The sequence below is a fragment of the Staphylococcus argenteus genome, from assembly GCF_000236925.1.
Lineage (GTDB): Bacteria > Bacillota > Bacilli > Staphylococcales > Staphylococcaceae > Staphylococcus > Staphylococcus argenteus.
This window is the reverse complement of record NC_016941.1, coordinates 2740734-2762785: the sequence shown is the minus strand read 5'-3', so window position 1 is coordinate 2762785 and position 22052 is coordinate 2740734. Positions and strand designations below refer to the sequence as shown.

Sequence of the window (22052 nt, the reverse complement as noted above, 5' to 3'; positions counted from 1 at the left end):
ATAAAAGTAAAAAAATTGAGCAGTAGTATAAAATGAACTTGCGTTATAAAAAGGATTTTGTTATATTGTAGTAGTTGCTTGAATTATGACTAGATAATCAATGAGCTAAAACGAGAATTTTAATCTAAGAAACGCAAAATCTTATCTATTAAAGTGATCAGAGTCTGCATAATCTGGTATATTAGATAACTGTATAAAGATGGAGGTGTTTTGCATGGTAAAACGTACTTATCAACCAAATAAACGTAAACATAGTAAAGTTCATGGTTTCAGAAAACGCATGAGCACAAAAAATGGCCGTAAAGTTTTAGCGCGCCGTCGTCGTAAAGGCCGTAAAGTTTTATCTGCATAAGATCACTGACTCATCAGTGATCTTTTTTTTCGTTTAAATTAAGAATAAATAGAATTTTTGCGTTAAGCTCAATAGATGTTTAAATATAGCTTTAAATAAAAAACGATAAATAAGCGAGTGATGTTAGTGGAGAAAACTTACCGAATTAAAAAAAATGCAGATTTTCAGAAAATATATAAAAAAGGTCATTCTGTAGCCAATAGGCAATTTGTTGTATACACTTATAATAATAAAGAAATAGACCATTTTCGCTTAGGTATTAGTGTGTCAAAAAAACTAGGCAATGCAGTACTGAGAAACAAGATTAAAAGAGCAATTCGTGAAAATTTCAAAGTACACAAATCACACATATTGGCAAAAGATATTATTGTAATAGCGAGGCAACCAGCAAAAGATATGACAACTTTACAAATTCAGAGTAGTCTTGAACACGTGCTTAAAATTGCTAAAGTTTTTAATAAAAAGATTAATTAAGATGGGGTAGGGGAGAAGGTAAGTACAAATAAGACTCACCGAAGTATAACGTCAGACAAACGTAAGGCTACCTTACCGTGTATTTCAACTTTTTTCAGTATTCTGAAGCGAACAAAAATAAAAGAATTTCAAATAAATGATACGTCATTAAAGGAGGCGAGTAGTAATATGGATTTAGATACAATTACAAGTATTTCAACACCAATGGGTGAAGGAGCGATAGGTATTGTTCGATTATCTGGGCCACAAGCTGTTGAAATAGCGGACAAGTTATATAAAGGAAAGCATCTATTAAAAGATGTACCTTCTCATACAATTAACTATGGTCATATTATTGATCCAGATACTAAAGAAGTAGTTGAAGAAGTTATGGTTTCTGTATTAAGAGCACCGAAAACATTTACTAGAGAAGATATCATTGAAATTAATTGTCATGGTGGTATTTTGACTATAAATAGAGTATTAGAACTTACTATGACACATGGTGCTAGGATAGCTGAACCTGGTGAATTTACGAAGCGTGCCTTTTTAAATGGTCGTATCGATTTATCTCAAGCCGAAGCAGTTATGGACTTTATACGTTCGAAAACAGATCGTGCTTCTAAGGTTGCAATGAATCAAATTGAAGGTCGACTTAGTGACTTAATCAAGAAACAACGTCAATCTATATTAGAAATACTCGCTCAAGTAGAAGTGAATATTGATTACCCAGAGTACGATGATGTCGAAGATGCGACAACAGAATTTCTTTTAGAGCAATCTAAAGAAATTAAACAAGAAATTAATCGCTTATTAGATACTGGTGCACAAGGAAAAATTATGCGAGAAGGTTTGTCTACAGTAATTGTTGGTAAGCCAAATGTAGGTAAATCTTCTATGTTAAATAACTTAATACAAGATAATAAAGCAATCGTTACAGAGGTGGCAGGTACGACTAGAGACGTCTTAGAAGAATACGTTAATGTTCGTGGCGTGCCGTTAAGATTAGTTGATACTGCTGGTATCCGAGAGACAGAAGACATTGTTGAAAAAATCGGTGTTGAACGTTCTAGAAAAGCGTTAAGTCAAGCGGACTTAATTTTATTTGTATTAAACAATAACGAGGCGTTAACGCAAGAAGATTACACATTATATGAAGTTGTAAAAAATGAAGATGTTATCGTAATTGTTAATAAAATGGATTTAGAACAAAACATAAACATTGATGAAGTTAAAGAGATGATAGGTACTACGCCTTTAATTCAAACATCAATGCTAAAGCAAGAAGGTATTGATGAATTAGAAATTCAAATTCGTGATTTGTTCTTTGGTGGAGAAGTACAAAATCAAGATATGACATATGTTTCTAATTCAAGACACATTTCATTATTGAAACAAGCAAGACAAACGATACAAGATGCGATTGATGCAGCAGAATCTGGTGTGCCTATGGATATGGTACAAATTGATTTAACTAGAACTTGGGAAATATTAGGAGAAATTATTGGTGAAACTGCAAGCGATGAACTTATCGACCAGTTATTCAGCCAATTCTGTTTAGGTAAATAGATAAGTGATTTAGACGGTATGATGTCTAAAGAAAGGCTAGTAAGATATCAAATAAGGAGGTTTATATTGTGGTGCAAGAATATGATGTAATCGTAATAGGTGCTGGACATGCAGGTGTTGAAGCAGGTTTAGCATCAGCAAGACGCGGTGCTAAGACGTTAATGTTAACAATTAACTTAGATAATATAGCATTTATGCCATGTAACCCATCTGTAGGTGGACCAGCTAAAGGAATCGTAGTACGTGAAATTGATGCTTTAGGTGGCCAAATGGCGAAAACAATCGACAAAACGCACATTCAAATGAGAATGTTAAATACAGGTAAAGGTCCAGCTGTAAGAGCGTTAAGAGCGCAAGCAGATAAAGTTCTTTATCAACAAGAAATGAAGCGTGTGATTGAGGATGAAGAAAATCTTCACATCATGCAAGGTATGGTAGATGAATTAATTATAGAAAATGATGAAGTTAAAGGTGTACGTACAAATATTGGTACAGAATATCATTCTAAAGCAGTTATCATCACAACAGGGACATTTTTACGTGGCGAAATCATCTTAGGTAATATGAAATATTCAAGTGGTCCAAACCATCAATTACCATCTATTACATTGTCGGATAATTTGAGAGGGCTTGGATTTGATATTGTTCGTTTTAAAACGGGTACACCGCCACGTGTTAATTCGAAGACGATTGATTATTCGAAGACTGAAATCCAACCTGGTGATGATGTAGGACGTGCGTTTAGCTTTGAAACTACAGAATATATTTTAGATCAATTACCATGTTGGTTAACATATACTAATGCAGAAACACATAAAGTTATTGATGATAATTTACATTTATCTGCCATGTATTCAGGTATGATTAAAGGAACAGGGCCACGTTATTGTCCATCAATTGAGGATAAATTTGTGCGATTCAACGATAAACCACGACATCAACTTTTCTTAGAGCCTGAAGGTCGCAACACAAATGAAGTATATGTTCAAGGGTTGTCTACGAGTCTTCCTGAACATGTGCAACGCCAAATGCTTGAGACAATCCCTGGTCTTGAAAAGGCGGATATGATGCGTGCTGGCTACGCAATTGAATACGATGCGATTGTACCTACTCAATTATGGCCTACACTTGAAACGAAAATGATTAAAAATCTATATACAGCAGGTCAAATTAATGGTACATCTGGATATGAAGAAGCGGCCGGCCAAGGTTTAATGGCAGGTATAAATGCAGCTGGTAAAGTTTTAGGCACTGGTGAAAAAATATTGAGTCGTTCAGATGCATATATTGGTGTATTAATCGATGACCTAGTAACTAAAGGTACTAATGAACCTTATCGATTATTAACTTCACGCGCAGAGTATCGTTTACTATTACGTCATGATAATGCAGATTTAAGACTAACAGATATGGGCTATGAGCTAGGTATGATTTCTGAAGAACGATATGCACGTTTTAATGAAAAACGTCAGCAAATTGATGCGGAAATTAAGCGTTTATCAGATATTCGTATTAAACCAAACGAACATACGCAAGCGATTATTGAACAACATGGTGGTTCTCGCTTAAAAGATGGTATTTTAGCTATCGATTTATTACGCAGACCGGAAATGACTTATGATATCATCTTAGAAATTTTAGAAGAAGAACATCAATTGAGTGCAGATGTTGAAGAACAAGTAGAAATACAAACGAAATATGAAGGCTATATCAATAAATCTCTACAACAAGTCGAAAAAGTTAAACGTATGGAAGAGAAAAAAATTCCAGAAGATTTAGATTATAGCAAGATCGATAGTTTGGCGACAGAAGCGCGTGAAAAATTATCTGAAGTAAAACCTTTAAATATTGCACAAGCTTCTAGAATTTCAGGTGTAAATCCAGCCGATATATCTATATTATTAATTTACTTAGAACAAGGTAAACTCCAAAGGGTGAGTGACTAATGACTGTAGAATGGTTAGCAGAACAATTAAAAGAACATCATATTGAATTAAATGAAACTCAGAAGCAGCAGTTTCAAACGTATTATCGTTTACTTGTTGAATGGAATGAAAAGATGAATTTAACAAGTATTACGGATGAACATGATGTGTATTTGAAACACTTTTATGATTCCATAGCACCTAGCTTTTACTTTGACTTTAATCAGCCTTTAAGTTTATGCGATGTAGGCGCTGGAGCTGGTTTTCCAAGTATTCCATTAAAAATTATGTTTCCGCAGTTAAAAGTGACTATTGTAGATTCTTTAAATAAGCGTATTCAATTTTTAAATCATCTGGCGTCAGAATTGTATTTAGAAGATGTAAGCTTTATTCATGACAGAGCAGAAACATTTGGCAAAGGTGTCTATAGGGAGTCTTATGATATTGTTACTGCAAGAGCTGTAGCTAGATTATCGGTATTAAGTGAGCTTTGCTTACCGCTTGTAAAAAAAGGTGGACAGTTTGTAGCATTGAAATCATCTAAGGGTGAAGAAGAATTAGAAGAAGCACAATTTGCGATTGGTGTTTTAGGTGGTAATGTTACTGAAACGCATACTTTTGAATTACCTGAGGATGCTGGAGAGCGTCAAATGTTCGTTATTGATAAAAAAAGACAAACACCTAAAAAGTATCCAAGAAAACCTGGGACGCCTAATAAGACTCCTTTACTTGAAAAATAATGCAGAATCCTTTACAACTAACATAAAAGGAGCGAATGGATAATGAAAAAACCTTTTTCAAAATTATTTGGTTTGAAAAATAAAGATGACATCATTGGACAAATTGAAGAAGATCGCAATAGTAATGTTGAATCCATTCAAATTGAACGTATCGTTCCAAACCGTTATCAACCTAGACAAGTATTTGAGCCAAATAAAATAAAAGAACTTGCTGAATCGATTCATGAACATGGTTTATTACAACCTATAGTTGTTAGACCGATTGAAGAGGACATGTTTGAAATTATTGCTGGAGAACGTCGATTTAGAGCAATACAATCACTAAATTTACCTCAAGCAGACGTTATTATTCGTGATATGGATGATGAGGAGACGGCGGTTGTAGCTTTAATTGAGAATATTCAAAGAGAAAATTTGTCTGTTGTTGAAGAAGCAGAAGCCTATAAGAAGTTATTGGAAATTGGTGATACAACGCAAATTGAATTAGCAAAAAGCTTAGGTAAAAGCCAAAGTTTTATAGCTAATAAACTACGCTTATTGAAGCTTGCGCCGAAAGTGTTGCTTCGCTTAAGAGAAGGTAAAATTACTGAACGTCATGCTAGGGCGGTATTATCATTGTCCGATAGCGAACAAGAAGCGTTGATTGAACAAGTCATTGCACAAAAATTAAATGTGAAACAGACTGAAGATAGAGTACGCCAGAAAACGGGACCCGAAAAAGTCAAAGCACAAAATCTTCGTTTTGCACAAGATGTCACTCAAGCACGAGATGAGGTAGGCAAAAGTATCCAAGCAATACAACAAACAGGATTACACGTTGAACATAAAGATAAAGATCATGAAGATTATTATGAAATAAAAATTCGAATATATAAACGTTAGTAGTAAGATAGGATGTCGTATCATGGTTACTAACACGCAAAAGGCAAAGCTAAGATTATAACAGCTTTGTCTTTTTGTTTTACGTGAAACATAAAAATTCATATTTGTATGTTAATTTAAAAATTACAGTTAATGATAAATATTAATAATTTGAATTGGATTTATCATCATATAAAAACATTTATTGATAGTTAATGAAAGTATCATGAAAGCTTTATGAACATCGCTTTAGTTACCTTTACAGTGTGAAATTTAAGTTTTTCACTTTGTGTGAATGATACGTTTCGTATTGAATTTATTATAGAAAGGTACGTTGAAGATGTTTTCGATTGGAAGTGCAATTCTTCATTTTGTTATTGGTGGTATCGCTGTCGCACTAGCATCGATTATTGCTGATAAAGTAGGCGGTAAGTTAGGAGGGATTATTGCAACAATGCCGGCAGTCTTTCTTGCGGCTATTATCGCATTAGCTTTGGATCATCGTGGTACGCAATTAGTGGAGATGTCGATGAATCTTAGCACAGGAGCAATAGTAGGTATTCTCTCTTGTATTTTAACTGTATTTTTGACATCTCTCTACATTAAACACAAAGGTTATCAAAAAGGAACGATTTTTACAGTTGTTTGTTGGTTTATTATCTCCCTAGCGATATTCGGTATTAGACATTTATAGTTTGGAAAATGCGTGATAAATAGTTGTATTCAGCTAATAAGTAATAAATTATTGGAGGCAGAACATCATGAAATTAACATTAATGAAATTTTTTGTAGGGGGATTTGCAGTATTACTAAGTTATATTGTGTCCGTAACACTACCTTGGAAAGAATTTGGTGGTATATTTGCAACGTTTCCAGCAGTATTTTTAGTATCTATGTTTATTACAGGAATGCAATATGGCGATAAAGTTGCTGTGCATGTAAGTCGTGGCGCAGTGTTTGGCATGACAGGGGTATTAGTATGTATTTTAGTTACATGGATGATGTTACATATGACGCACATGTGGTTGCTTAGTATTATAGTTGGTTTTTTAAGTTGGTTTATCAGTGCGGTATGTATTTTCGAAGCGGTAGAATTTATAGCACAAAAAAGATTAGAAAAACATAGTTGGAAAGCTGGGAAATCGAATAGTAAATAGTGTGAACGTAGTCTCTTTTATAGTACTAACTTCGCAAGTATTGAATAGCATTGAAAAGTTGCATCAATAATAAATGAAATTTAAGTTGTCATTGAGAAAATTACAAGCGCGTAATCATACAGGTACGTCTTGAGGGAGTCTTCAAACCCTGATGCTATCGTATGTCAAAACATTTAGTCAATCATAAAGGTGACTTTAATTAAGTTTATCTGATAGTCTGAATGTAATGATTGCACTAATTGAATGGAGGCGTATGTAATTGAATCTGAGTAAACAAATTAAAAAGTATCGGGAACGAGATGGTTATTCACAAGAATATCTTGCTGAAAAACTATATGTATCTAGGCAGAGTATTTCTAATTGGGAAAATAACAAAAGCTTACCGGACATACATAACTTATTAATGATGTGTGATTTATTTAATGTAACTTTAGATGATTTAGTAAAAGGAACTATTCCATTTGTGCCAGATGTTAAAGTGCAACGAAGTCTTAACTTATGGACGTATGTGATGCTTATTTTTCTGACATTAGCTGCAATTTTAACGGGACCTTTAGTTGTTTATTGGAATTGGGCTTGGGGTATAACGGTAGCAATCATTATGGGAATAGGTTTTTATGCATCTATGAAAATAGAAGATTTAAAAAAAGTGCATAAAATGGACAACTACGATCGAATTGTTGCTTTTATGAATGGAAAAGATCCTAGTGAAGTACAAACGACTAAAGCTAGAAATACGATGACAAATGTACTTTCTGTTATATCAGTAGTTGGTGCATTCATTCTTATAGCTTTGATTAGTATGTATCTGGCAATTAAGTTTTTATAAATCATCGTCGTATCGTCTCATATTATTTGTATTATCCGAAATAGCATAAAAAAATACCAACAAGATTCTAAACCTTGTTGGTAATCAAAGCGATTCATTTATAATGAGTCGTTTTATTTTGTAAGATTAAACAGTTTGTACGTTAACTGCTTGGTCTCCACGTTGACCTTCAGTAATTTCGAAAGTAACTTTTTGACCTTCTTCTAAAGTTTTGTAGCCATCGCTAGCGATACCTGAGAAATGTACGAATACGTCTCCGCCATTTTCTTGTTCGATGAAACCAAAACCTTTTTCTGCGTTAAACCATTTTACTGTACCGTTATTCATATAGAAAACCTCCGTGTGCTTTTGCACTTAATATTTGTAACAAATTCATAACTAAAAAAGAGGATATTCTAAACAAATACACTACAATTTAATTCACGAGCTTTTATTACGTAAGACCAACTATACGCTCATATTGGCATAATGTACAGTGTTTTTTTAAAATAAATTAAAAAAGATTTTTAAAAACCTTAGAAACGTTGATTTAAAGGGGTTTATAAAAATAAATAAATTTTAGTCTTTTATGGCATATAGTTGTTTTCAAAGTAACATATCGTTTAAACATGATGATTTTATAAGTAATCAATAAAAAAACAAGCAACGATAAACGCTACTTGTTGATATTAAAACCTGACTTGAAAGGTCATAGCAATGTTATATACTGATGTAATGCGTTTATTTGCCTTTTTCTTCGCGGCGTTTTAAATAATAAGCGCCACCTAATAAACCAGCTGGAATACCTATAAATGGTGTAGTAACTGAGCTTAAGACAATAACAATTATTGCTAAAGCAATAACGTTATACCAAGTTACAGTCAAATTTTTCAAATCCTCATATGATTGTTTTACTAATTCTTTAAATTTCATGGTTTAATCTCTCCTTTTCTTAAATCAAAGTAATAGTTACACTGCATTTCCAAAAGAAAAATCACAATGTGTTAAATAGTTTTCTTAATCAACATGTTTGAGTGAACAAAAGCAATCAATGCGAAAACAATATAAATAAGTGTATATATAACGATGACAATAATCACCGGCATAAACGAAATATTACCCATCAGCTTCATAAAAGCAATGGCTGCAAATAAAGCATGTAATATGGCAATTAATAAAGGTAAACCAAAGTTAAATGTAATTTTTAATAAGAGCCCTTTAAGCATATCGGTATGAGTAAAGCCTATACGTTTTAATACTCTAAAATTGCTTAATTCATCCTCGGTTTCATCCATTTGTTTAATATAAATAATACATCCTGCTGCGACTAAAAATGCTAACCCTAAAAATGATGTCACAAATATTAAAATACCGTTAGTAGCATCGACCTCTTTTTTCATTTCATCATAAGTGATGACTTTGTCTCCAAGCTGTTTTGCAATTGCTTGAGCTTTTTTCTTTTGTGATGTTTGTTTAATATCATATCCATAAAAAGTATGAACGTTATTTTGTGTTTTCAACTGCTGATACTTTGCAGGACTTACTTCGACGACAGGTGAGTTGAAGCTTAGATTTAAAGGATAAACCTTACTTTTGTCTTCTTGTGTAACACGGAAAGTTTCATTCTTAGTACCTTTTACTACTAAATCTTTGTTTAAATGAATTTTAATAATGTTAGGAAGTGATTTTGTATTTGTAATGATTGCATCATTCCCATTTAACTTTGTATTTGCACTTAAAATAGAATTTGTGCGACCTGAATCGCTACCATTTTCCAAAGTAATAACCTGATCTTTAACATTATTTACAGTGATAGTTTCATAATAATTTTTAGTAAATGTAATATGTTGTTGGCTTAGTTTAGATTCAAATTGTTGCGCATCTTGAGAGGCGACAATGTTAAATTCATTTGGTGCCATAGAGTCGAGCGTTTGATTCGTGTTTGATTTCGATAATGCCGCGAAACACAATACAGTTACAGTTACTGCAGAAATAATTGCAATGATCGTTAAAGACATGGCATTTTTCTTCATTCGGTACATAATAGAAGATGTAAATACAACATCTGTAATAGATACGCGTCCATTTTTTGATTTTTTCAATGTTTTAAAAATAAGTGACACAGAACTTCTGAAAAATAAATACGCCCCTGCAACTGTTAAAAATAAAATGATAAACGGTGATGCCATTGCCATAGTTAGTGCTTTGAATGTACCAAACATTTCTGTTGCCATATAGTAACCTAACGCAATCATACCAATACCTAATATGCCTGAAATAACCTCTAAAACAGTTACTTTTGCATTTGTGGCATCTGTTTTAATTGAATCTTTCATCATTGATAAGATACTGCGTCTTTTTAGAAACAATGCACTTTGAAATAAAATCAACGCGTATGCAATTGCTAACATAAAAACGGTTAATACTAATGCCATAGGTTCGAAATGTATCGATAAGTTAATCGATAACGACATGACTTTGGAAACAATTGATAATAATAATTGTGCACCTGCAATGCCACATAATACGCCGACAACACCCGTGATTAAAAATACAATCATTTGTTCAAGTGCTAACATTTTCAAAATGTTTTGTCGTGTTAAACCAATCAACTGATATAGCGCAAATTCACGTGTACGACGTTTCACGAATAAATGATTGGCATACATTAAAAAGATGACGATAATGATGAATAAAAAGATTGACCCTACAAAAGCACCTTTCTTAATAATTGCCATAGAATCGTCATTGTTTATACCTTTAGTGAACTGTAAAGTGGTAAAACTGAAATATAAGACGATGCTAAAAAATAATGAAAATAAATACATCGCATAATGTTTTATATTTTGACGTAAATTTTTTAAAACGATATGGTTAAATGTCATTTGACACACCACCTAATACAGATTGAAGATGTACGATGTCTTCATAAAAGGCCTGTTTAGAACGTCCTTCCTGATAAAGTTGTGAATGAATTTGTCCATCTTTTAGCATAATGACACGCTCTGCAAAACTTGCTGCTACGGGATCGTGTGTAACCATAATAATCGTTGTATCAAAAGACTTGTTCATATCTTCTAAACGTTGTAATAAATCGTTGGCACTTTTCGAGTCGAGTGCGCCTGTTGGCTCATCTGCAAATATGATTTGTGGTTTGTGAACAAACGCTCTTGCAGCGGCCGTTCTTTGTTGTTGGCCACCAGACAATTCACTTGGGTATTTATTTCCCAGGTCATAAATACCTAATGCTGTTGTGATTGTTTTATAATTTTCTTCCATTGTTGTTTTCGACATTTTTTGAACAGACAAAGGCAACATTATATTTTCCTTAACAGTTAATGTCGGTAAAATACTATAATCTTGAAAAATGAATCCTAATGATTCTTTACGGAACTTGGCAAGCGCTTTTTGATTAAGTTTATTAAGTTCTTGTCCATTAGCAATAACACTGCCTTCAGAAACTTGGTCAATTGAACTCAGTACATTTAACAAAGTAGTTTTACCTGAGCCAGAAGGACCCATTATTGCAACGAATTCACCTTTTTCTATATCAAAATTTATGTCTTTTAGTGCTTGAAATGTATGCTTTTTACCATACGTTTTTGACAAATGTTGAACTGATAATATTGTCATGGTCTCACTCCTTTGGTATGTAATTTTATTTTAAATAATGTTTGGAGGAGTAGCCTTTATCTAAACTTACAATTCAATCAATGAATCTTACAGAGTTGAAAGTTTGTGGCATAATATATAATTTAAGTAATAACAATTGGAATTTTCCATAAAAATTCAACACATTTAGAACGCTTTATATTATGCTGAAATGTTTGTCAAAATTAGAAAAAGGGAATTTCATTATTGTATAATAAATTTTTTGTAAAAAATTAAAAGAGGACGTTAGTTGAAAGGAAATGGTTGTCATGGCAAAAACAAATCAAGGTATTAAATGGTCTAGTTTGATAATGGGTGTATTGTTATTAATGCTGGCAGTCGTTATTTTTACATTTCCAATTGAAAACTTTTATGCGATTACGTGGTTGATTGGATTATTTGTATTAATTAATGGTGTGATTCAAATTGTTTATCGTAGAAAAGCCAAAGCTTTAGTGGGTAGTAACCAAAATTGGATTCTGTTTATGGGAATTGTAGATATTCTCTTTGGTCTTATTGTAATTTTTAATGTTGGTGCAAGTTCAGCATTCTTTATTTATATGTTTGCATTCTGGTTTATTTTCAGTTCTATTGCAGGACTATTTACATTTTCAGGTAGCGGTAGCTTAAAATTAATTTCAGTTATCTTTAACATTTTAGGTATTTTGTTCGGTATTATTTTATTATTTAATCCACTAATGGGTATCGTATTTGTGTCAACGATGATTGCCATTACATTTGTATTTGTAGGTGTCATTTATGTTGTAGATGCACTCGCTTAGTAAAATGAAGCGGTTCAAAAGAAGGATGTGGTATGTTTAATGCCATATCCTTTTTATTATATTTATGAAGCGTTAAAAAGGGCGATACCTACAAGTTGTAAGTTACGCCCATCATTTTTATGATTTACTATCGCTGTTTTCAAAACGATTAATAGTTACATTTAGTCCAAAATATTTTGCTAAAAAATCTTTATAGTTATCTTTCGTCACATCAAATTTTTCTAAGGTACTATTTCTTGTTAAAGTTAAATGATTTTCAGACATTGTGGCGCGTCCAAATGATTGTGGCATTGTAATTAGTAAATGTTCAACAAAAATTGAATCTGGATTGGTTTGATTATATTTGATGCTGTTATTAAAATCTTCTATTTGTTTAGGTTTAAACTCAGCTTCGTACTTTGTATTCCAGTTATCATTTTCAAATTTTTGTACGTAAAATAGCTCCTTATGTTCATTTTCAAAAATAGCACGAAATGTGCCGTTTATATCTGTGACTGGTTGTGTATGCTCTGACGAAGTAATTGGCATAGCATGTAGAGGTAAGTCTCCAAAGCCAACATCAGTTACATAGAATTCATCATTTATAGAAACAACAAGTGAAGCATGTGAACCGTTCAGACTACGACCGCCACCAGGCGTATGAATGGTAGCTGACATTAACATCGGATTAAATCCTTTTTGTAATAAATATGCTTTAAAAAAAGAGTTCAATTCATAGCAAAAGCCACCACGTTTATCATGAACAATTTTATTGAAAAGAGCATCAATATCTACAGAAATTGGTTTGCCATTTTGTACGTCAATATTTTCAAATGGCACTGTTAACATAAATCGAGTCGCATAATCATTTAATGCTTCGACGCTCGGTTCATCATAACGATTTGAATCAATTTGTAAGTAATTCTCTAACTTTACAATATCCATTTCAATACCGCCTCCTGTTTTAAGACTTCAAGTAAATTGTAAGCGTAAATATAGAAAATTTAAATGAGAACGCACTATATCTTAAGTAACTACAATATAAAAAACTACATTCTTAAATGATGACCGAAACAAAAATGTGATGTGGACACCAATTAAGAATGTAGTATATCAAAGTCATAGTGCTGGCTGTCTAAATACTTACAAAGTAACATTAATTACAAGATAGTCTGTTTTACTTAGCCCATTTACGCTCGATACGACCAAATTTCCAAATCAAACTTGAAATTAGCCATGTAATTAAAAATAATGCGACTAAGATATAACCTAAGTTATCAAATTCGATTGAACTAACGAATGACCAAAAAGTACCATGTAAATCCAATTTGTCAGCAAGGATTTGTAGTAATTCAATCATCCCGATAACTAACGCAGCTATGACAGATATCGCAGTAATTGTAATATTGTAATAAATTTTGCGAATTGGATTGAAGAACGCCCAATTATAAGCATATTTCATTACGACACCATCTAAAGTGTCTAATAAACTCATACCAGATGCAAACAGAATAGGTAAAGATAAAATGCCGATAAATGAAATTGCTTGTTGTGATGCACCTGAAGAAAGGGCAAGTAAGGCAATTTCACTAGCTGTATCAAAACCAAGTCCAAATAAAAATCCAAGTGGTAATACATGCCAACTACGTGTAATTAATTTGAAGTAAGGACCGACAAATCGAGAAACAAACCCTCTAGATTCAAGTAATTCATCGACTTCTGCTTCTTCAACATGTTCGCGACGTAATTTGGCAAATAATTTAATCAATGAGATTAAAATGATTAGATTTAATACACCTATAAGCACTAAAAAGAATCCAGATACGAGTGTACCAATTGTCCCACCGATATCTTGGAAATGCGGTAATTCATCTTTAGCCCATTTTACAGATACCCCTAAAAATACCGCCATTAAAAATACCACAGATGAATGTCCAATTGAGAAGTAGAATCCTACGCCAGATGGATCTTTACGTTGTTGCAATAATTTACGTACAGTATTGTCTATTGCAGCAATGTGATCGGCATCAAACGCGTGACGTAATCCTAATGTATATGCAAGAATTCCCATTCCAAATAGAATATGATGATCTTTTCCAGCAATCCATAGAAAACTAAACCCAATAACATGTAACAAAATAACAATAGTTATGTATGGTAACCAGCTTAAACGCTGATTCTTAAAAACAGTCAAAATAATAGCCTTCTTTCACAATATGATAATTAATCATACTGCAAATACAACAATCACTCTAATAAAAAATACTGATATGACAAAAATGTTATACAAAATTCTTTATTATATAAAAATATACATGTAATTATAAAAGTTTTTTATACATTTATATTCGAGTTTGCAATATTAATCAATGACAATATAAGATGTCAATTTACTCACTTTGGCGTCTTTTTTATGATTTTCAAATTCGAAAAAGTCAGCAAAATGAATTTGTGTTCCATTTTTTAAAATTTGAGTACCATGTAAGGCGCCTAAATGACCATGTGTGATAATAGATTGAATATTGATAGATTCGATATGATCTTGATGTTCGGAAAGTTCTTGAATTAATATTTGTGGGCCATGGATATCAAAATGACCGGGGACAGACCAAATAAATTGGGGTGTAACGAGTGATCGTAACAATTCTATATCTAGTGTGGCTGTAGCGACAATAAAATCAATCATTTGTTGACGCTTAGGTGCATGACTACATGACACATCACCAGTCAATGAAAATGGTAATACGTGGTTACTTTCTTGTTTAAAATGCAGATTATGCTCACTTAAAGCTTGTTCCAAAATTGATATAGCTTTAGGACCAACGCCATGTAAACCTGATAAAAATGACTTTGTATGTTGTGAGGCTGTTTCTAATGTATGAATACCTTGCGCATTTAATGCGCGAGTTGCAGGCTTTCCAATTTTAGGTAAATTCATATGTACCCATCCTTTATGTTTTATGGTTGTCTTTCCCAAGGTATACCCAAATTTAAACTGATTTATTTATAAAATTAATATTTATTGTTTGATGGCGAATGAATGTGAAAAACATAAACAAAATCATATCTTTATCTAAATTTTATTAGTAAAATCGATATATTAGCTTAAACAAATGAGCGATGCAGTAAATTAACAATTGGGAAAGTAAGGAGGTATGTTGATGAATACAGAATACAAAAAGAGCATATTTTTAGCACTAAGTGCCTATGTTCTTTGGGGAATATTGCCTATATACTGGCAATTTATTGATACGATAGGTGCTTTTGAAATTTTAGCGTTTCGAATTATATTTTCAGTAATATTTATGATTTTTATATTAGCTGTAGGTAAGAAGCAACGGCACGCTTTTCAAAGAGATGTGAATCAATTGTTAGCCAAACCTATTCAACTATTAGCTATCGTTGTAGCAGGCTATGTCATTACGTTGAACTGGGGAACCTTTATATGGGCAGTAACAAATGGACATGTCTTACAATCAAGTTTAGGATATTATATTAATCCACTTGTCAGCATTTTACTCGCACTGATCTTTTTAAAAGAAAGATTTAATAAATTTGAATGGTTAGCCATTTTCTTCGCATTCATCGGCGTATTATATATGACAATTAAAATAGGCGAGTTTCCAATAGTATCTATTATCTTGGCGCTATCTTTTGGAACATACGGTTTATTGAAAAAAGTAGTACATATAGATGCTATCAGTAGTATTACCATTGAGTGTATTGTTACCGCACCAGCCGGCATTATATATGTCATTTATTTATGGCAACAACATCAGATGTCGTTCGGGTTTAACATGTCATCATTTTGGTTGTTATTCTCCGGTGCGATTACGGCAGTACCACTTATCCTATTCTCAGCCGGTGCAAAACGTATACCTCTTTCATTGATTGGATTTATTCAATATGTAGGACCAACAATTATGTTTGTGCTTGGTATCTTTGTATTCAAAGAGCCTTTTAATATACATCAATTAATTACTTTTGTATTTATTTGGATAGGTATTGTGTTATACAGCATTTCTCAATATATTAAGTTGAAGAAAAATCCGGTAGCAAAAACGCTGTAATATTTAGTCTACATGTACTGCATGTTCAAATATGTTTGAAGGACCTTAAGATAACGTTAGGGTTAGACTGAGGTATGTGTGCAGTAACAGTGACATGTGCATAAAATATGAGACTGAAAAGTAAATAAAATTTAAGTAAGCATAAAACACTTTTGTTGAATTTATCATTGTATTGAATTCGAACGAAAGTGTTTTCTTTATGAGAATAAAGTTTTTAAGAGAAGATACTTACTTTTGATATAGTATATATTTTCTTAAAATAGCGTATTGTAGCTCTTAATTAAAAAAGCGCCCTAATCGACACGATTAGAGCGACAAAATACACTATATTAAAATATACCAATGACTTTCATCCAAAGTGATCCTAAACCAATCCAGATAATAAAGTAGACGAACCCTAGTATTAAGTTCATTGTCCACCAACGTTTTTGTGTCACGTAACCTGAAGAGAATAGAATCGGCGCTGGACCACTACTATAGTGCGTTGTAGAAGCTAATAAGTTACCGAAGAACCCTAACATTAATGCACTAAATAATGGTGGTGCACCAGCTGCAATTGCAACGCCTAATAATGCTGCATACATAGCACTAATATGTGCAGTGGCACTTGCGAATAAATAATGTGAATAGAAGTAGAACAGTATTAAAATGACAAGCACGATAGGCCAGCTTAAACCACCAAGACTTGTAGCAATAGATTTACTTAACCAAGGAATAAATCCAAGCTTATTTAATTGGTCTGCCATTAATACTAATACTGAGAACCAAACTAATGTGTTCCAAGCACCTGTTTCATTTAAAATATCTTGCCAAGTTAACACACCAGTTAATAATAATAATGCTAAAGCAATAAATGCTGTTAAAGTTGCATCAATGTGAATGAAACTGCCAACAATCCATAGTGTTAGGGCTACGACAAATATACCAATCATAAATTTTTCAGCTAAAGAAATTTTACCCATAACCGTTAATTCATTTTCAGCCCAACTTTTAGCATTAGGTGTTTCTTTAACAGTTGGTGGATAAATTTTATAAATGATAAAAGGTACAACAATTAAAGAAACAAGTCCAGGAACTAAAGCAGCTAGGAACCAATTCATCCATGTAATATGAATATTTGACGTGCTAGATGCTAAGTTTTGTGCAAGTGGGTTACCCGCCATTGCAGTTAAAAACATTGCTGCTGTAATTAAGTTACCTTGAAATTCTGTGAAGATTAAAAAGGCACCCATTTTACGCGATGAATCATCTTTAGGTTTTGAGCCAAATGATTCAGAAAGTGATTTGATAATCGGGAACATGATACCTCCCGCACGCGCAGTATTACTTGGAGTTGCCGGTGCTAAAATCAAATCCACACCTACGATAGAATATGCTAAACCTAATGTTTTTTTACCAAATAATTTGACGAAATGAAGTGCGATACGTCGTCCGAGACCTGTTTTCACAAATCCTCTAGAAATGAAAAATGCCATTGCAATTAACCAAATGCTATTATTACCAAAACCAGCAACAGCAGTTTTCATGTCAACAATACCAACGAGTACCATGACTGTAAAACCAATTATAGAGACAGCTCCAATTGACATCGGTTGTGTAATACAAGCGATAATTGTAGCCACAAATATTGCGAACATATACCATGCTGTCGGATCAACAGCTTCCGGTTTAAAAGGTGTAAGTGCCCAAATAAGGAGACCTACGATAATCGGGAGTACAAACTTACGATATTTAACCGTATTTTCCATGTTAAAACGTCCTTCTTTCTATGTTTTATACATATTTCACTTTAAGAATAATGCTAACTGCAAAAGATGTACAGTAATAATTAAATATAAAATCAATTAATGAAGTATAAATATAAATGATTAATTGGGAAGCGGTGTATAGAAGGTAAAATTGATGTTTATTAAACTTAGAAGAGTGGCCTTTTTAATCAAAAAAATCCGTTAACGTGTTGTTAACGGTTAACTAGCTTGTCTTTATTTAAAACTTTTTAATACACGAGACATTTCCTCAATTTTACCAGCATGAAGTGGGATGTGAATGGCATTTAATACTAATAACTCTTCTAAAGTTTTACATCCGGCAATCGGCTGTTGCAATTCAATTGCTAAATCATCTTCAGTTAGTTTTCGTGCACGTTCAGGTAATGTTTGAAGCCCTTCTAAAATTGTTTCAATACTAGGTACTTCATCTTTCCATTCAGTTGGGGACGAACCGTTTCCAAATAAAGGTCTATAAATATTCAAATCAATATTCTCTTTGCCAGCAACAGCTAATGCCGATTCGAAAATAGTTAATACATGCCCAAATTGCCAATGAATTGTATTCGCAAAAGGCTTATGATAATCATCAAGTACCTTGTCAACTTTCCAAGTATCATACACATTTACTAAATATCCTAAACCCATATCAATGACATCAAATACCGTTTTTGTAGTCATTATTAATTCCTCCTCCATAAATAAAACATACTTCCGTAAGTATTACCCTATTAACAAAGTTGTTAGTCATAGCAGGGAAATATTCGCAACTAACTTATTATGCAAGATAGTAGGTGATGAAAATGTCAGTTTCTAATCAAATTATGAAAGGTCTCTTAGACGGCGCGATATTAGGTCTCATTGCACAAGGTGAAACTTATGGATATGAAATTATGACGAAACTCAAAGATCAAGAGTTTCCAGAGATAAGCGAGGGTAGTATTTATCCAGTTTTAATGCGTTTAAACAAAAAAGGATACGTTGATACGACTATAAAAAAATCTAGTAATGGTGGCCCAAGGCGAAAATACTATACGATTACCGATTCAGGTTTAAAGGAACTAAAAGTATTTAAATCAAAATGGCAAGCTTTGAATAAAGGGATGATTAACTTGTTTGGAGGGGAAAACGATGTTAAGTAAACAGTCTCAAGATTTTTTGGAAAAATTACGTGTTGAACTGTTATTTAGAGGTAAGACTGAAGCAGAAGTAGAAGAGTTATTGGAAGAGCTCGAAGATCATTTAACTATGGCTGAAAAAAATAACGAAGATACAAGTTCAATTATTAATACACCAATTAAGTCAATGGCTGATCAGTTATCACCTGAGATAAGCCTTACTACCGGTTTGTACAAATATATTACTTTATACTTCGCTTTTATTTTATCAGTCATTATAATTCCTAGGTTTTTAGGTTTGGGTACATTTGATGTGACAATTGCATTTTTACTTTATATTGCTAGTATCGTTATTTTAGGTGTTGTCATTGGTATGCTGATTCTACGCAATACATTAGTTCGATTTGGTGACCAAAAAATAACATATGTAATAAATGTGACTTATGGCATAATCGTATTTTTGTGGATGATTTTTGGTGGCTTGATTATTAAAAAATATCCTATCTATCATTTCTTTGAGTTAAGTGACAAACAGAGTTTCATTATTGGGATAACATTTTTAATATTAGTTATTGGAACTTGTATTTTAATTAAACAAAAAATTTATGCGCTCATCGTGTTGGTAATTTCATTGCCAAGTTTGATAGCAAGGATAGCATCTATCTTTAGTAAAGAACCAGACACTTTTAATTTAGTTTCAGTAAGTATACTCATCATTCTAAATATAGCATTTATTATTTATACATTTGTAAATTATAGGAAGTTAAAAAAAGAAGACTAAACAATGTCATGTAGCTAAAGTGTATCTCTACAATAGAAATATCAAATAAGCCCTCTTAAAGCACCCTAAAGTTAGACTAAAACTATCAAATTAGGGTGTTTTTTGTTTGTACATTTATAACTATTCCGTTGTGCCTAGGGCTATGCGTAAATCATCGTCATCAGAAATAGCTTCAATGGCTGCAGTCAAACCTGCAACTATCTTTTCTAATGGCATAGATGGTGTATTAAGCTTACCAACGACCTGCTCTGGTATGTATGGCACATGGATAAATCCAAAGCGAAGGTGAGAATAGTACTTTTCCTTTAAATAGCCTAAGTGATAAAGTACGTGATTACATACATACGTACCTGCGCTATTTGAAAGTGCTCCCGGAAGTCCTTGATCAATAATACTTTGAGTCATTGCTTTAACTGGTAAATTTGAAAAATAAGCTGGCGCACCGTCTAAATGAATGGATTGATCAATAGGTTGAAAATCGTCATTATCGGGAATACGTGCATCATCAATATTAATGGCGACACGTTCAGGGGTAATGGCATTTCTACCACCAGCTTGTCCGATTGCTAGCACAACATCATAGTGATTAGACGCCAAGGCATTATTTATAATAGTATCTACTTTTTTAAAAGATGTTGGTAGTTTTAGTTTATTGATTTTATGTTCACCAATGTGATCTTCTAGTTGACTCACGGCTTCCCAAGAGGGATTAATTTTTTGATTATCAAAAGGTGCAAATCCAGTAACTAAAATTTTCATTCTAAGACACCCCGCAGTATTAAAATTTAATTTAGTATAACATGCTCACAATTAAAAGCATATCAGGCTATGTATGGCATAAAAAATAGCCTTGAAAAACCTTTATAATATTGGTTTTCCAAAGACTATTTTAAAATGTATTAATTGCTTATGCATGTTGATGTAGATCATCAAAGTTTGTTAAACGTTGTTGCCACTCGCTATCACTAATTTGATTTGTTTGAACATAACGATTGCGCTCATGTTTAGCGCATTCATAAGAGCATGCGCCTAAATATTTGGCTTCATTTTCTTCTGAAACTAATATTTGTTTATTACATTCAGGGTTGGCACAATTAATATAGCGTTCACACGGCTCACTATCAAACCAATCCTTACCAATAATTGTTTTTTCAACTTGATTAATATCAACACTGATACGGTCATCAAATACATACATTTTACCGTCCCAATATTGACCTTTTGTTTCAGGGTCTTTACCGTATGTAGCGATACCACCGTGAAGCTGTGCCACATCTTCGAAACCTTCTTTTAAAAGCCATCCAGAAAATTTTTCACAACGAATACCGCCAGTACAGTATGTGACTACTTTTTTATCAGCAAATAATTCTTTGTTTTCTTTAATCCAGTCTGGTAAATCTCTAAAACGTGTGATATCTGGGCGAATTGCGCCACGGAAATGACCTAAATCAAATTCATAGTCGTTACGTGCATCAATAATGACCGTGTCATCATCTTCAAGTGCTTTTCTAAATTCTACAGGTGATAAATACTGACCAGTTGTTTGGCGTGGATCTACATCATTCTCTAAATCTAAAGCAACGATTTCTTTTCGAGGTCGTACGTGCATTTTCTTAAAGGCATGTCCATCAGCTTCATCAATTTTAAATACCATGTCTTTGAAGCGTTCATTGGCATGCATATGTGCCATATATTGTTCGGTTTCTTCTTTAGTACCAGATAATGTACCGTTAATACCTTCTGTAGAAACAAGAATTCTACCTTTTAAATTGTGCGCTTTGCAAAAAGCTAAGTGATCCTGAGCAAACAGTTCAGGGTCATCAATCGTCGTATATTTATAATATAAAAGAACTTGATAGTTCATAGGTTAATCTCCTTCTAAAAACATGTTATAAGCATGTTTATTTTTAAAATAAAGCGTCAATACGCATATTTGTCTACGTCAATCATTTTAACAGAGTTGTAGTTTCGTTCAATATTTATAGCTTGAAATCAGCCACTAGACCGATAAAATAGATAAATGAAAACGTTATCATTTGA

General features: G+C 32.8%; 24 protein-coding genes. 13 read left to right on the top strand and 11 right to left on the bottom strand.

The window, feature by feature from the left end:
* Positions 1-214: 214 nt before the first annotated feature.
* The 9 genes from rpmH (at position 215) to SAMSHR1132_RS13410 (ending at position 7886) form a co-directional block, all read left to right on the top strand.
* Entirely contained in the window at positions 215-352 is a 138-nt protein-coding gene (gene rpmH, locus SAMSHR1132_RS13450) for a 50S ribosomal protein L34 (protein WP_000240855.1), read from the top strand.
* Between the two features lie 120 nt (positions 353-472).
* A complete protein-coding gene (gene rnpA, locus SAMSHR1132_RS13445; protein WP_072292101.1) occupies positions 473-826 on the top strand; it encodes a ribonuclease P protein component in 354 nt (117 codons plus the stop codon).
* Between the two features lie 168 nt (positions 827-994).
* Positions 995-2374 carry a tRNA uridine-5-carboxymethylaminomethyl(34) synthesis GTPase MnmE gene (gene mnmE / locus SAMSHR1132_RS13440; protein WP_000362501.1) on the top strand — a complete coding sequence of 460 codons (1380 nt, stop codon included), beginning with the start codon at positions 995-997 and terminating at the stop codon, positions 2372-2374.
* Positions 2375-2442: 68 nt separating this feature from the next.
* Positions 2443-4320, top strand: a complete 1878-nt coding sequence (gene mnmG / locus SAMSHR1132_RS13435) for a tRNA uridine-5-carboxymethylaminomethyl(34) synthesis enzyme MnmG (protein WP_000249669.1) — start codon at positions 2443-2445, stop codon at positions 4318-4320.
* Positions 4320-5039, top strand: coding sequence for a 16S rRNA (guanine(527)-N(7))-methyltransferase RsmG (gene rsmG, locus SAMSHR1132_RS13430; protein ID WP_000215578.1), 720 nt, complete (start codon positions 4320-4322; stop codon positions 5037-5039). Before mnmG ends, rsmG begins: the two co-directional genes overlap by 1 nt.
* A 42-nt stretch (positions 5040-5081) precedes the next feature.
* Positions 5082-5921, top strand: coding sequence for a nucleoid occlusion protein (gene noc, locus SAMSHR1132_RS13425; protein WP_000742844.1), 840 nt, complete (start codon positions 5082-5084; stop codon positions 5919-5921).
* A gap of 319 nt (positions 5922-6240) precedes the next feature.
* Complete coding sequence (locus tag SAMSHR1132_RS13420; protein WP_000491380.1) at positions 6241-6594, top strand: DUF3147 family protein; 354 nt, start codon at positions 6241-6243, stop codon at positions 6592-6594.
* 67 nt (positions 6595-6661) lie between these two features.
* Entirely contained in the window at positions 6662-7057 is a 396-nt protein-coding gene (locus tag SAMSHR1132_RS13415; protein ID WP_000779137.1) for a DUF3147 family protein, read from the top strand.
* A gap of 259 nt (positions 7058-7316) precedes the next feature.
* The gene (locus tag SAMSHR1132_RS13410; protein ID WP_001054131.1) at positions 7317-7886 is read left to right on the top strand and encodes a helix-turn-helix transcriptional regulator; all 570 of its coding nucleotides are present in this window, start codon (positions 7317-7319) and stop codon (positions 7884-7886) included.
* Positions 7887-8012: 126 nt separating this feature from the next.
* On the opposite strand, the gene SAMSHR1132_RS13405 is transcribed toward SAMSHR1132_RS13410, so the two are convergent.
* From SAMSHR1132_RS13405 to vraD, 4 genes are all read right to left on the bottom strand, one after another.
* Complete coding sequence (locus SAMSHR1132_RS13405) at positions 8013-8213, bottom strand: cold-shock protein (protein WP_001059079.1); 201 nt, start codon at positions 8211-8213, stop codon at positions 8013-8015.
* A 393-nt stretch (positions 8214-8606) separates the two neighbouring features.
* Complete coding sequence (gene vraH, locus SAMSHR1132_RS13400; RefSeq protein ID WP_000669106.1) at positions 8607-8798, bottom strand: peptide resistance ABC transporter activity modulator VraH; 192 nt, start codon at positions 8796-8798, stop codon at positions 8607-8609.
* 71 nt (positions 8799-8869) lie between these two features.
* Positions 8870-10750, bottom strand: coding sequence for a peptide resistance ABC transporter permease subunit VraE (gene vraE, locus SAMSHR1132_RS13395; RefSeq protein ID WP_000143671.1), 1881 nt, complete (start codon positions 10748-10750; stop codon positions 8870-8872).
* A complete protein-coding gene (vraD, locus tag SAMSHR1132_RS13390; protein WP_000154158.1) occupies positions 10740-11498 on the bottom strand; it encodes a peptide resistance ABC transporter ATP-binding subunit VraD in 759 nt (252 codons plus the stop codon). The genes vraE and vraD overlap by 11 nt, the downstream gene beginning before the upstream one ends.
* Before the next feature lie 287 nt (positions 11499-11785).
* Between vraD and SAMSHR1132_RS13385 the strand changes: the two genes are divergently transcribed.
* Positions 11786-12298, top strand: coding sequence for an HdeD family acid-resistance protein (locus tag SAMSHR1132_RS13385; RefSeq protein WP_001140710.1), 513 nt, complete (start codon positions 11786-11788; stop codon positions 12296-12298).
* Between the two features lie 117 nt (positions 12299-12415).
* Here SAMSHR1132_RS13385 and SAMSHR1132_RS13380 read toward each other — a convergent pair whose 3' ends face one another.
* The 3 genes from SAMSHR1132_RS13380 to SAMSHR1132_RS13370 form a co-directional block, all read right to left on the bottom strand.
* Positions 12416-13222 carry an arylamine N-acetyltransferase family protein gene (locus SAMSHR1132_RS13380; protein WP_000355830.1) on the bottom strand — a complete coding sequence of 269 codons (807 nt, stop codon included), beginning with the start codon at positions 13220-13222 and terminating at the stop codon, positions 12416-12418.
* A gap of 232 nt (positions 13223-13454) precedes the next feature.
* Positions 13455-14471, bottom strand: coding sequence for a HoxN/HupN/NixA family nickel/cobalt transporter (locus SAMSHR1132_RS13375; RefSeq protein WP_000215650.1), 1017 nt, complete (start codon positions 14469-14471; stop codon positions 13455-13457).
* Between the two features lie 168 nt (positions 14472-14639).
* Positions 14640-15215: a hypothetical protein gene (locus SAMSHR1132_RS13370; RefSeq protein WP_001052923.1), complete on the bottom strand. Its 576-nt coding sequence runs from the start codon at positions 15213-15215 to the stop codon at positions 14640-14642.
* A gap of 223 nt (positions 15216-15438) precedes the next feature.
* On the opposite strand from SAMSHR1132_RS13370, the gene rarD reads away from it, so the two are divergent.
* Positions 15439-16347: an EamA family transporter RarD gene (gene rarD, locus SAMSHR1132_RS13365; RefSeq protein WP_001091186.1), complete on the top strand. Its 909-nt coding sequence runs from the start codon at positions 15439-15441 to the stop codon at positions 16345-16347.
* A gap of 329 nt (positions 16348-16676) precedes the next feature.
* Here the strand turns inward: rarD and SAMSHR1132_RS13360 are convergent, their stop codons facing one another.
* Together SAMSHR1132_RS13360 and bstA are read right to left on the bottom strand one after the other, a co-directional pair.
* A complete protein-coding gene (locus SAMSHR1132_RS13360; protein ID WP_000432373.1) occupies positions 16677-18095 on the bottom strand; it encodes an anion permease in 1419 nt (472 codons plus the stop codon).
* Between the two features lie 234 nt (positions 18096-18329).
* The gene (bstA, locus tag SAMSHR1132_RS13355) at positions 18330-18794 is read right to left on the bottom strand and encodes a bacillithiol transferase BstA (protein WP_000208917.1); all 465 of its coding nucleotides are present in this window, start codon (positions 18792-18794) and stop codon (positions 18330-18332) included.
* A 122-nt stretch (positions 18795-18916) separates the two neighbouring features.
* On the opposite strand from bstA, the gene SAMSHR1132_RS13350 reads away from it, so the two are divergent.
* Positions 18917-19255 carry a PadR family transcriptional regulator gene (locus SAMSHR1132_RS13350; protein ID WP_000116725.1) on the top strand — a complete coding sequence of 113 codons (339 nt, stop codon included), beginning with the start codon at positions 18917-18919 and terminating at the stop codon, positions 19253-19255.
* The gene (locus SAMSHR1132_RS13345; protein WP_000949561.1) at positions 19245-20012 is read left to right on the top strand and encodes a hypothetical protein; all 768 of its coding nucleotides are present in this window, start codon (positions 19245-19247) and stop codon (positions 20010-20012) included. The genes SAMSHR1132_RS13350 and SAMSHR1132_RS13345 overlap by 11 nt, the downstream gene beginning before the upstream one ends.
* 120 nt (positions 20013-20132) lie before the next feature.
* On the opposite strand, the gene pcp is transcribed toward SAMSHR1132_RS13345, so the two are convergent.
* A complete protein-coding gene (gene pcp, locus SAMSHR1132_RS13340; RefSeq protein ID WP_000699366.1) occupies positions 20133-20771 on the bottom strand; it encodes a pyroglutamyl-peptidase I in 639 nt (212 codons plus the stop codon).
* Positions 20772-20919: 148 nt separating this feature from the next.
* A complete protein-coding gene (gene trhO, locus SAMSHR1132_RS13335) occupies positions 20920-21876 on the bottom strand; it encodes an oxygen-dependent tRNA uridine(34) hydroxylase TrhO (protein ID WP_001109277.1) in 957 nt (318 codons plus the stop codon).
* Between the last annotated feature and the right edge of the window lie 176 nt (positions 21877-22052).

Coding starts and splice junctions, on each gene's coding strand:
- noc (WP_000742844.1), top strand. CDS start 5,082: ATGAAAAAACCTTTTTCAAAATTATTTGGTTTGAAAAATAAAGATGAC.
- rarD (WP_001091186.1), top strand. CDS start 15,439: ATGAATACAGAATACAAAAAGAGCATATTTTTAGCACTAAGTGCCTAT.
- vraD (WP_000154158.1), bottom strand. CDS start 11,498: ATGACAATATTATCAGTTCAACATTTGTCAAAAACGTATGGTAAAAAG.
- bstA (WP_000208917.1), bottom strand. CDS start 18,794: ATGACTACAAAAACGGTATTTGATGTCATTGATATGGGTTTAGGATAT.
- SAMSHR1132_RS13385 (WP_001140710.1), top strand. CDS start 11,786: ATGGCAAAAACAAATCAAGGTATTAAATGGTCTAGTTTGATAATGGGT.
- rnpA (WP_072292101.1), top strand. CDS start 473: ATGTTAGTGGAGAAAACTTACCGAATTAAAAAAAATGCAGATTTTCAG.
- rpmH (WP_000240855.1), top strand. CDS start 215: ATGGTAAAACGTACTTATCAACCAAATAAACGTAAACATAGTAAAGTT.
- vraE (WP_000143671.1), bottom strand. CDS start 10,750: ATGACATTTAACCATATCGTTTTAAAAAATTTACGTCAAAATATAAAA.
- vraH (WP_000669106.1), bottom strand. CDS start 8,798: ATGAAATTTAAAGAATTAGTAAAACAATCATATGAGGATTTGAAAAAT.
- pcp (WP_000699366.1), bottom strand. CDS start 20,771: ATGAAAATTTTAGTTACTGGATTTGCACCTTTTGATAATCAAAAAATT.
- SAMSHR1132_RS13380 (WP_000355830.1), bottom strand. CDS start 13,222: ATGGATATTGTAAAGTTAGAGAATTACTTACAAATTGATTCAAATCGT.
- SAMSHR1132_RS13360 (WP_000432373.1), bottom strand. CDS start 18,095: ATGGAAAATACGGTTAAATATCGTAAGTTTGTACTCCCGATTATCGTA.
- rsmG (WP_000215578.1), top strand. CDS start 4,320: ATGACTGTAGAATGGTTAGCAGAACAATTAAAAGAACATCATATTGAA.
- SAMSHR1132_RS13415 (WP_000779137.1), top strand. CDS start 6,662: ATGAAATTAACATTAATGAAATTTTTTGTAGGGGGATTTGCAGTATTA.
- SAMSHR1132_RS13420 (WP_000491380.1), top strand. CDS start 6,241: ATGTTTTCGATTGGAAGTGCAATTCTTCATTTTGTTATTGGTGGTATC.
- mnmE (WP_000362501.1), top strand. CDS start 995: ATGGATTTAGATACAATTACAAGTATTTCAACACCAATGGGTGAAGGA.
- trhO (WP_001109277.1), bottom strand. CDS start 21,876: ATGAACTATCAAGTTCTTTTATATTATAAATATACGACGATTGATGAC.
- SAMSHR1132_RS13405 (WP_001059079.1), bottom strand. CDS start 8,213: ATGAATAACGGTACAGTAAAATGGTTTAACGCAGAAAAAGGTTTTGGT.
- SAMSHR1132_RS13350 (WP_000116725.1), top strand. CDS start 18,917: ATGTCAGTTTCTAATCAAATTATGAAAGGTCTCTTAGACGGCGCGATA.
- SAMSHR1132_RS13370 (WP_001052923.1), bottom strand. CDS start 15,215: ATGAATTTACCTAAAATTGGAAAGCCTGCAACTCGCGCATTAAATGCG.
- SAMSHR1132_RS13345 (WP_000949561.1), top strand. CDS start 19,245: ATGTTAAGTAAACAGTCTCAAGATTTTTTGGAAAAATTACGTGTTGAA.